Origin of the sequence: Streptomyces sp. NPDC001027 (assembly GCF_040299045.1) — a bacterium.
Classification (GTDB): Bacteria; Actinomycetota; Actinomycetes; order Streptomycetales; family Streptomycetaceae; genus Streptomyces.
Genome location: NZ_JBEPBI010000264.1, coordinates 1 through 10,383 on the forward strand (window position 1 = coordinate 1; position 10,383 = coordinate 10,383).

Annotated in this window: 6 protein-coding genes; 4 read left to right on the top strand and 2 right to left on the bottom strand. The window is 72.3% G+C overall.

Features of this window, described 5'->3' with window-relative positions:
• Window positions 1-171 precede the first annotated feature (171 nt).
• Together ABT300_RS37170 and ABT300_RS37175 are read right to left on the bottom strand one after the other, a co-directional pair.
• Window positions 172-822, bottom strand: coding sequence for a response regulator transcription factor (locus ABT300_RS37170; protein ID WP_351685620.1), 651 nt, complete (start codon window positions 820-822; stop codon window positions 172-174).
• Window positions 819-2,027 (bottom strand): sensor histidine kinase, encoded by a 1,209-nt coding sequence (locus ABT300_RS37175; RefSeq protein WP_351685623.1) that lies wholly within the window; start codon window positions 2,025-2,027, stop codon window positions 819-821. Before ABT300_RS37175 ends, ABT300_RS37170 begins: the two co-directional genes overlap by 4 nt.
• Window positions 2,028-2,161: 134 nt before the next feature.
• Here ABT300_RS37175 and ABT300_RS37180 point away from each other — a divergent pair, with 134 nt between their 5' ends.
• From ABT300_RS37180 to ABT300_RS37195, 4 genes are all read left to right on the top strand, one after another.
• Entirely contained in the window at window positions 2,162-3,073 is a 912-nt protein-coding gene (locus ABT300_RS37180; RefSeq protein ID WP_351685625.1) for an ABC transporter ATP-binding protein, read from the top strand.
• Window positions 3,070-3,924 carry an ABC transporter permease gene (locus ABT300_RS37185; RefSeq protein WP_351685627.1) on the top strand — a complete coding sequence of 285 codons (855 nt, stop codon included), beginning with the start codon at window positions 3,070-3,072 and terminating at the stop codon, window positions 3,922-3,924. The genes ABT300_RS37180 and ABT300_RS37185 overlap by 4 nt, the downstream gene beginning before the upstream one ends.
• A 121-nt stretch (window positions 3,925-4,045) precedes the next feature.
• On the top strand, window positions 4,046-4,897 hold the full coding sequence (locus ABT300_RS37190) for an ABC transporter permease (protein WP_351685629.1): 852 nt from the start codon (window positions 4,046-4,048) through the stop codon (window positions 4,895-4,897).
• A gap of 549 nt (window positions 4,898-5,446) precedes the next feature.
• Window positions 5,447-10,383, top strand: a 4,937-nt coding sequence (locus ABT300_RS37195; protein ID WP_351685631.1) for a non-ribosomal peptide synthetase, incomplete at its 3' end; no start/stop codon positions are given.

Here is a 10,383-nt window from a genome sequence, read left to right on the forward strand (position 1 = left end):
CCCGGGGGCGCCCTCTGTGCCCGCGCCCCTCCCCGCCCGCGCCGGGGTGGCGGGGCCCGGGTCACCGCCGCCGGCGGGCTGCCGCGGTCCGTGGAAGCGGACGCGGCCGCCGGCCGGCGACGGCGGATCGGGTCGGGGCACGCGGGCACCGGCCCGTGTACCCGGCCGTGGCTACGGGGTCACCAGGCCGGCCTCGTAAGCCATGATCACCAGCTGGACCCGGTCGCGGGCGTTCAGCTTGGCCAGCAGCCGAGTGACGTAGGTCTTGGCGGTGGCGACGCTGATCACCAGTTGCTCGGCCAGCTCGGTGTTGGACATCCCCTGGGCGACCAGGGTGAGCACCTCGCGCTCGCGGTGGGTGATGCCGGTGAGCGTCCGCCGAGGCTTTGCGCCGGTCGGGCGGCCGGCGAACTCCTTGATCAGCCGGCGGGTGACGCTGGGGGCGATCAGAGCGTCGCCGTCGGCGACCACCCGCACAGCGGCCAGGATCTCGTCCAGGCCCATGTCCTTGACCAGGAAGCCGGCGGCGCCGGCCTGCAGTGCGCCGTAGACGTAGTCGTCGTCGTCGAAGGTGGTGAGGACCAGGATCTGGGCCTTGCCGGGGCCGGCGGTGATCTTCTGGGTGGCCTCGATGCCGTCCATGCCGGGCATCCGGATGTCCATCACCACGACGTCGGGCTCCAGGGCGGCGGTCAGTTCCACCGCCTCGGCGCCGTCGCCGGCCTGGCCGACCACCTCCAGATCGGGGGTGTCGGCCATCACCAGCTGCAGGGCGGTGCGGATCAGCTGCTGGTCGTCGGCCAGCAGTACGCGGATCGTCATCGGACCGCCTCCGGGACGGGAAGACGGGCGGCCACCCGGAAGCCGCCCTCGGGAAGCGGTTCGGCGGAGAGCTCGCCGCGCAACAGGTCGACCCGCTCGCGCATGCCCACGAGCCCGAAACCGGACCCGGCGGTGCCACTGCGGGCGTGCCGACGGCCCTGGTTGACGACCTCGATGAACAGCTCCGAATCCTGGCAGTCGATGGACACCCGGCAAGCCTTGGTGTCGGCGTGGCGCACCACGTTGGTGACCGCCTCCTGGACGATCCGGAAGGCCGACATGTCGACCTCGGGGGGAAGACGCCGCCGCTCGCCGCTCCACCGCACGTCGACCGTGACGCCGGCGGCTGCCGTGGTCGCCGCCAGCCGGTCGACGTTGGCCAGACCGGGGCCCGGCTCCAGCGGGGCCGGCTCGGCTTCCGAGCCGGGCTTCGGCTGCCGGAGGACGCCGAGCATCCGGCGCAGCCCGGCCAGCGTCTCCCGGCTCGCGGTCTCGATCTCGCCCAGCGCGGTGCGTGCCTGGTCCGGCTGGGTCTCGATGACCCGGCGGGCGGCGCCGGACTGCAGGGCCACGATGCCGATGGTGTGCGCGACCATGTCGTGGAGTTCCCGGGCGATCCGCAGCCGCTCGGCGGTGACCGCCCGGGCGGCCGCCTGGACGCTGAGCTCCTTGGCGTGTTCGCGGGCCTGGCGCATCGAGTGGCCGATCAGCAGGGCGATGACGGCCAGCAGCACCGCTCCCTGGGCGTCGCCGGTGTCGGCGCCCGGAACGATGAGGATGTGCGCGAGCAGGACGCCGATCAGCATGCCCGCCGCGATGCGCGCGGTCCGCCGGGGCCGGGTGGCCGTGATCACGAGCAGGGCGATGTCCGCCGAGAGGAACTGCAGCGGCGGGAACTGAGAACCGGACGACCAGCCCTTCGTCACGCTCACCGAGGCGGCGATCAGCAGGGCGTGACCGGCCAACGGCCGGCGCGCCAGCAGTGCGCTGCCCGCGAGCGCCACCAGTGCCGCCGCGCCCACCATGGCCCAGTCCCGGCTCGTCGCACCCGAACGGTTGCCCATCGCGGCGCCGTTGAACCAGGCGGCGGCACCGCTCCGCCCGACGAGCAACGTGGGGTAGAGGGTGACCACCAGCCAGGTGAGGGCTGTCCAGGCGCCGGGCGGCACGCGTTTGAGCAGCGGGAGAATCAGCGTGGCGTACATATGCCGAGAGTAGCCAGGCGTCCCGAACGGGGCATCGGACCACGGGTGTACGACCGTGGCTGACACCCGGGAGCGGGCAAGTGTCACCACAGGTGCGATGTGCGGAACACCGCGCCGGCAGCAGGATGGGCCGCATGATCGAAGTCCACGAGATGACGAAGCGCTACGGCAAGAAGCTGGCGGTCAACAACCTGAGCTTCACTGTGCATCCCGGTCAGGTGACCGGGTTCCTCGGCCCCAACGGGGCCGGCAAGAGCACCACTTTGCGGTTGATGCTCGGCCTGCACACCCCCACCAGCGGGACCGTCACGATCGACGGCCGTCCGTTCCGCTCGTTGCCCCGTGGAATGCGGCACGTCGGCGCCCTGCTGGACGCCGGTGACGTGCACGGCGGGCGCACCGCCCGGGCCCACCTGCGGGCGCTGGCCCGCAGCAACAGGATCCCGCGCAGCCGGGTGGAGGAGGTGCTGCGGGAGGTCGGCATCGCGGACGCGGCGAACCGCCGGATCGGTGGCTTCTCCCTCGGCATGCGCCAGCGCCTCGGCATCGCCACCGCGCTGCTCGGCGACCCGCCGGTGCTGCTCTTCGACGAACCGCTCAACGGGCTCGACCCGGAGGGCGTGCACTGGGTACGCGGTCTGTTCCGCCGCCTGGCCGCCGAGGGGCGCACGGTCTTCGTCTCCAGTCACCTGATGTCGGAGATGGAGCACACCGCCGACCAGCTCGTCGTCCTCGGCCGGGGGGAGCTGATCGCCGTGGAGAGCGTGGCGCAGTTCGCGGCCCGTGGGGCCCGCCGGAGCGTGTCGGTCCGTACGCCGGACCCGGAGGCGCTCCTGCCGCTGCTCAACGACGAGGGCGCGGAGGTGGAGCGCGAACCCGACGGGAGGCTCAGGGTGGTAGGGCTGGACGCGGACCGGATCGCCGAGATCGCGTTCCAGAACCGCATTCTGGTGCACGAGTTGACAAATCACACCAGCTCGCTGGAGGAGGCGTTCATGGAACTGACCGCCGACAGCGTCGAGTACGTCGCAGGAGAGACCAAGTGACCGCGCAGACGACGTCGAAGACGACCCCGGAGTCCGACGAGCGGCCACGAGAGCCCGAGGCCCGTTTCAGTGATCTGCTCGCCTCCGAGTGGATCAAGCTGTGGTCACTGCGCTCGATCCCCTGGGCCTTCGCCGGCACGCTGGCGCTCATCCTCATTATCACCGTCACCGGCGCCTTCGCCGACGCGCAGCACTACACCGGTAACGATGAGAAGGGCCAGGCGTACTTCCGGGCGTTCGGGACGGTGAGCGCCTCCTTCAACACCGGCGCCGCCACCATGCTGATCGTGGGCACCGGTGCCATCGGTGCCATCACGGTCCTCGGTGAGTACACCACCGGCATGATCCGGACGACCTTCACGGCCGTACCGGCCCGCCGTTCGGTGATGGCCGCGAAGGCGGCGGTGACCATCGCCGCGGCGACCGCCCTCGGAGTGGTCGCGGCACTGCTCTCGTTCGGTGCGGCTCAGACCGTGCTGTCCGGCCAGGACGCCGGCGTGGGTTTCGGGCACCCCGGGATCGTGCGCCTGCTCATCGCCTCCGCGGCGCTCGCTCCGGTGGCCGCTCTCGTGGGCATGGGGCTGGCCGCGCTGATCCGGCACAGCGTACTGACCATCGTGGTCACGATCGCCCTCCTCTTCGTCATTCCCTCGGTGATCAACGGCCAGAGTCACTTCGGCGCGAGCCTCCTGCACATGACGATCCTGCAGGCCTGGCGGCGCATCGGCTACAACCAGGCCGTGGGGGAGATGTGGCCGTGGACGATGGAGGGTGCCTACATCGTGCTCGCCGTCTGGTCGCTGGTCGCCGCCGGGCTGGCCATCCTCACCGCCCACCACCGGGACCAGTGATCGGCGCCGCCGCCGGCCCTCTGCCCGGCGGGCCGAGCTGCCCGCCGGGGCACGTCCCGCTGGAGGCGGCGTTCCTGGAACGGGCCGCCGACAGTGTCGAGTACCTTGAAGGAGAGACCGAGTGACCGCGCCGACGACTACGGACCAGACCGCGGTAAGCGTGCCGCCGGTGGAGCCCAGGGCCCGCTTCATTGACCTCTTCGCCGCCGAGTGGATCAAGCTGTGGTCACTGCGGTCGACCCTGTGGGCCTTCGTCGCCACGGCGGCGATGGTGCTCACGAGCACCAGCGCCAACGCCAGGGGAGACGCCCGGCAGTACGCCGAGGCCGACGAGCAGCGGCGGGCGCTGTTCCGGATGCTCGGGTTGGCGCCCGACTCGTTCCCGACCGGCTCCGCGACGATGCTGATGCTCGGTGCCGGTGCGATCGGTGCCATCGCGGTCCTCGGTGAGTACACCACCGGCATGATCCGGACGACCTTCACGGCCGTTCCCGCCCGTGGTTCGGTGATGGCCGCGAAGGTGGCGGTGGTCACCGTCGCCACGACCGGCTTCGGTGCGCTCGCGGCGTTCCTCTCGTACGGTGTCGCCCAGGCCGTCCTGTCCGGTCAGGACATCGCCGTGGGCCTCGGGCACACCGGGATCCCGCGCCTGCTCCTGGCCTCCACGCTGCTCGCCCCGGTCTCCGCCCTCGTGGGCATGGGAGTGGCCGCGCTGGTCCGGCACGCCGTCATCACCATCGTGGCCACCACCGCCCTGCTCTTCGTCCTTCCCACGCTGCTGAACGACCACAGTCGCCTCACCGCGAGCCTCCTGCACATGACGGTCCTGCAGGCCTGGGGCCGCATCGGTCGCGAACAGGACGCCGGGGAGCAGTGGCCGTGGACGGTGGGGGGCGCCTGCATCGTTCTCGCTGTCTGGGCGCTGGTTTCCGCGGCGCTGACGACCTTCTCGGCGAACCGCCGGGACCAGTGAGCGGCGCTGGACCTGATTCTCTCCCAGGCGCGGGCCAATTACGGCCCGCGCTTTTCCTCTGTTCTCGCATGGAAAAACCTCGGCCTGTCCGTTTGTCAAGAATTCGGGCAGGCCGATTTTCTGCACTGTTCAACTGGCCCGGCGAGGCCAGTTGAACAGCCGCTTTTGAACACCCCTCCCAGCCGATTCTCATGCTGCCCGTGCCGGTTTCCGGGCACGTGGGCCGAACATTGATCATCCGCTGGGCCGTGGGCCATAGTGACTGCCGGGGAAGTCGCGGTGGCCCCGTACGACCAGAACATGAATCGGGGGGCTTTTGCCGGGCCGGAATCGGTGTCGACACGGCGCTGTCGGCAACCGGAATCGACCGAGGGCCCAAGCACGAGCGGTTGTGACAGGCCGGACCGGGCGGAGGAATTCCGTGCGGTCCTCACAGCCGTGCCCACCGACGCTGTCGGCGGTGCCGGCCGCAAGGCCGGGAGAACGGCCGGAGATCACCAGTCAGCCTCGGCCGACGTCACGGCGAGGACGTAAGCAGGAGGGGTCCTGATGATTCCGTTGTCATACGCGCAGCGCCGGTTGTGGTTCATCCACCAGGTGGAGGGGCCGAGCGCGCACTACAACATTCCCCTCGCCCTGCCGTTGGCCGGTGAACTCGACCAGGACGCTCTCGCCGCGGCCCTGCGCGACCTCCTGGAACGGCACGAGGTCCTGCGGACCACCTTCACCGTGGCCGACGGCGAGCCCTACCAGCACATCCACGCCATCGAGGAGCTGGACTGGGCCCTCGAGCGGGTCGACCTGTCCGGTGCCGAGCCGTCCGCGGCGCGGGCCGAACGCGACCGCGCGCTGGCCGACGCGGCCGCGACCGCCTTCGACCTGTCCGCCGAACTCCCGATCCGTGCCTGGCTGTTCACCACCGCCCCGGCGGAGCACGTGCTGGCCGTGGTAGTGCACCACATCGCCGGCGACGGCTACTCGCTGCGCCCGCTGGCCGACGACGTCTCCGCCGCCTACGCGGCCCGTCGCGAGGGCCGGGCGCCCGACTGGGAGCCGCTGCCGGTCCAGTACGCGGACTACACCCTCTGGCAGCGCGAACTGCTCGGCGACCCGGCCGACCCGGCCGGTTTGATGCACCGTCAGATCGCTTACTGGCAGAACACGTTGGGCGGCGCCCCGGAGGAGCTGGAGCTCCCCTACGACCACACCCGGCCCCCGGTGGCCTCCTACCGCGGCCACAGCACCCCGCTGGACATCCCCGCCGAGACGCACGCCCGGCTGGTGGAGCTGGCGCGGGCCGAGGGCGTGACCGCCTTCATGGCACTGCAGGCCGCGCTCGCCGTGCTGCTGTCCAAGCTCGGCGCCGGGACCGACGTGCCGATCGGCACAGCCGTGGCCGGCCGTACCGACGTCGGCCTGCGCGACCTGGTCGGTTTCTTCATCAACAGCCTCGTGTTGCGCACCGACGTCTCCGGTGACCCGACCTACACCGAACTCCTCGCCCGGGTGCGCGAGACGGACCTGTCGGCCTTCGAGCACCAGGACGTCCCCTTCGAGAAGCTCGTCGAGGAACTCGCCCCGACCCGCTCACTGGCCCGCCACCCCCTGTTCCAGGTCATGCTCAGCGTGGAGAACCTCGCCCGCGCCGAGGCCGACCTCGGTGGCGCACGGACCGAGGAGCCCGCCGCGGAGCCGGCCACGGCCGCCGGACCGGTCGGCACGGTCGCCAAGTTCGACCTGGAGGTCGTCGCCGAGGAGACCTTCGACGAGACTGGCGCCCCGGCCGGCCTGCGCGGCTCGGTCATCGTCAACGCGGACCTCTTCGAGGCCGCGTCCGCCGTCCGTATCGCCGAGCGGCTGGCCCGCGTCCTCGAACAACTGACCGCCCGGCCCCAGGCCCCGATCGACACCGTCGACGTCCTCGCCGCGGACGAGCGCGACCGGCTGCTGACCGCGTGGAACGACACCGCGGCCGAGGTCGGGCCGGGCCTCCTGCCCGAACTGTTCGCCCAGCACGTCGAGCGGACCCCGGACGCCGTCGCGGTGGTCCACGAGGGCACCGAGGTCAACTACGCCGAACTCGACGCCCGCGCCAACCGGCTCGCCCACCGGCTGGCCGCTCTCGGCGTGGGCGCCGAGTCGGTGGTCGGCCTGTGCCTGCCGCGCGGCGTGGACATCGTCACGGCTGTCCTCGCCGTCTGGAAGACCGGCGGCGCCTATGTGCCCCTCGACCCCGAGCACCCGGTCGACCGCCTGACGTACATCCTCGACGACAGCGGCGCCCGGGTGGTGCTCAGCACCCGGGCCGCGGCCGACGGCGTCGCCGCCGAACTCCACGCAGACCGGGTGCTGTGGCTCGACGACCCGCAGGAGGCCGCGGAGCTGGCCGCCCTGCCCGCCACCGCCCCGCACAGCCCGCTCACCCCCGCCGGACTGGCCTACGTCATCTACACCTCCGGATCGACCGGCCGGCCGAAGGGCGTCGCCACCGCCCACGCCGCCCTGGCCAACCTGGTATCGGTGTTCGGACCCCTGATGGAGGTGCGCCCGGGCGTCCCGGTCCTCCAGTTCGCCTCGTTCAACTTCGACGCCTCCGTCCTGGACGTCGCGGTCACCCTCGCCCACGGTGGCACCCTCGTCGTGGCGAGCGCGACCGAGCGCTCCGAACCCGCCCTCCTGCGCGCCCTCGTGCAGTCGGCCGGCGTCCGCTCCGCCAGCCTCGTGCCTTCGCTGCTCGCCGTCCTGGAACCGGAGGACCTGGCCGGGGTCGGCGCCATGGTCGTCGGCTCCGAGGGCATCGATCCCGCCCTCGCCCGGGCCTGGGCCCGCGGCCGGCGGCTCGTCCACGCCTACGGGCCGACCGAGGCGGCCGTGATCACGGCCGTCGGGCGGGTCGACCCGGACGGCACCGGCGCGGTGCCCTTCGGCGGGCCCGTGGCCAACACCCGGATGTACGTCCTGGACCGCGACCTCCAGCCGGTCGCGCCCGGCGTCACCGGTGAGCTCTACATCGGAGGGGCGCAGCTGGCCCGCGGCTATGTCGGCCGCGCGGATCTGACCGCGGAGCGGTTCGTCGCCTCCCCGTACGCGCCCGGCGAGCGTTTCTACCGCACCGGCGACAGGGTGCGCTGGACGGAGGACGGCCGGCTGGTCTTCGCCGGCCGCGCGGACGAGCAGGTCAAGATACGCGGCTTCCGGATCGAGCCCGGCGAGGTGCAGGCCGTGGTCGCCGAGCACCCCGGCGTCGCCCGGGCCGCCGTCGTCCCCCGCGAGGACACCCCCGGCGACGTCCGCCTCGTCGCGTACGTCGTCCCGGCGGAGGCCACCGCCGACCAGGCCCGACTCGGCTCCGCCGTGCGCGAGTTCGTCGCATCGCGACTGCCGCAGTACATGGTCCCGGCGGCGGTCGTCCCGCTGGACACCCTGCCGCTGACCGTCAACGGCAAGCTCGATCGCACGGCGCTGCCGGCCCCCGAGTTCGCCGTCGGTGCCGGACGCCCCCCGGCGAACCGCCAGGAGCAGGTCCTGTGCGAGGAGTTCGCCGAGGTCCTGGGCCAGGAGCGGGTCGGTGCCGACGACGACTTCTTCGCCCTCGGCGGCCACTCCCTGCTCGCCGTCCGGCTCGTCGAGCGGCTGCGTGCCCGCGGCGTCCCCGTCTCCGTGCGTGCGCTCTTCGAGAGCCCGACCCCGGCAGGGCTCGCCGTGTCCGACGGCGCCACCCAGGTCACGGTGCCCGAGAACCTGATCCTGACGGCCGCGACCGCCATCACGCCGGAGATGCTCCCGCTGGTCGACGTCACCGCCGAGGAGCTCGAGCGGATCACGGCGACGGTGGAGGGCGGCGCCGCGAACATCGCGGACGTCTATCCCCTCGCCCCGCTGCAGGAGGGCCTTCTCTTCCATCACCTGCTCGCCGGCGCCGGCGAGGACGCCTACGCCCTTCCCACGGTGCTGGAGTTCGACTCGCGCGAGCTCCTGGACCGCTTCCTGGACGCCCTGCAGCGGGTGGTCGACCGGCACGACGTCCTGCGCACCGGCATCGTCTGGGACGGCCTGCGCGAACCGGTCCAGGTCGTGTGGCGCCGGGCGGAACTCCAGGTGGCGGAGGTCGCCCTCACACCTGGCGGGGACGACCCGATCGCCGAGCTGGTGGCGGTCGGCAGCACGCCGATGGACCTCAGCCGGGCCCCGCTGATCGGCCTGCACGTGGGCCAGGTGCCGCAGGGCGGAGCCGGCGACCGGTGGCTCGCCCTGATCCGGATGCACCACATGGTGCAGGACCACACCGCGAAGGAGGTCCTGCTGGCGGAGGTGCGCGCCTTCCTCACCGGGCGCGGCGATGAACTCTCCGAGCCGCTCCCGTTCCGCAACTTCGTGGCCCAGGCGCGCGGCGCCGTCGACGAGTCCGAACACGAGCGCTACTTCGGCGAGCTGCTCGGGGACGTGGACGAGCCGACCGCGCCGTACGGCCTGGTCGCCGCGCGCGGCGACGGCAGCGGTGTGGTCCGCGACGCGCTCACCCTGCCGCAGGACCTCACCGACCGGATCCGGGAGACCTCCCGGCGGATCGGCGTCACTCCGGCGTCCGTCCTGCACGTCGCCTGGGCGCGGGTCCTCGCGGCGGTCTCCGGCCGAACCGACGTGGTCTTCGGTACCGTCCTCTTCGGCCGGATGAACGCCGGCGCCGGCTCCGACCGCGTCCTCGGCCCGTTCATGAACACCCTCCCCGTCCGCCTGCGCACCGGCCGACTCGGCGCCCTGGAGGCCGTGTCGGTGATGCGCGGCCAGCTCGCCGAGCTGCTCGAGCACGAGCACGCCCCCCTGGCGGTCGCGCAGCGCGCCAGCGGCGTGCCCGGCAACAGCCCGCTGTTCACCTCCTTCTTCAACTACCGCCACAGCCAGGGCACACGAGGTGCGGAGACCGGTAGGGGCGACGGCCCGGAGGGCATGGCCGGCGGCATCCGCATGGTCTACGAGCACGACCGGACCAACTACCCACTGTCCGTCGCCGTGACCGACGACGGGGACACGCTCGACGTGACGATCGACGCCATCGCCCCGATCGTTCCGCAGGCGGTCGCCGAGCTGATGCACGTCGCCGTCGCCCACCTCGCGGCGGCACTGGAGGCGGCCCTCGACGGGGGACCGGACACGCCGCTGAACTCGGTCGATGTGCTGGGTGAGGCCGAGTGCGGTCGGGTGTTGGTGGAGTGGAACGACTCGGCGGCGGAGCTGGGTTCGGCGTTGGTGCCGGAGCTGTTCGCCGCGCAGGTGGGGCGTACGCCGGATGCGGTGGCGGTCGTGGCGGACGGCGAGGAAGTGTCGTTCGCTGAGCTGGACGCGCGCGTGAACCGGCTTGCCCACTGTCTGGTGGGCCGGGGTGTGGGTGCGGAGTCGTTGGTGGGTGTGTGTCTGCCGCGCGGGCTGGACGCGGTGGTGGCGATCCTCGCGGTGTGGAGGGCGGGGGCGGCGTTCGTGCCGATCGA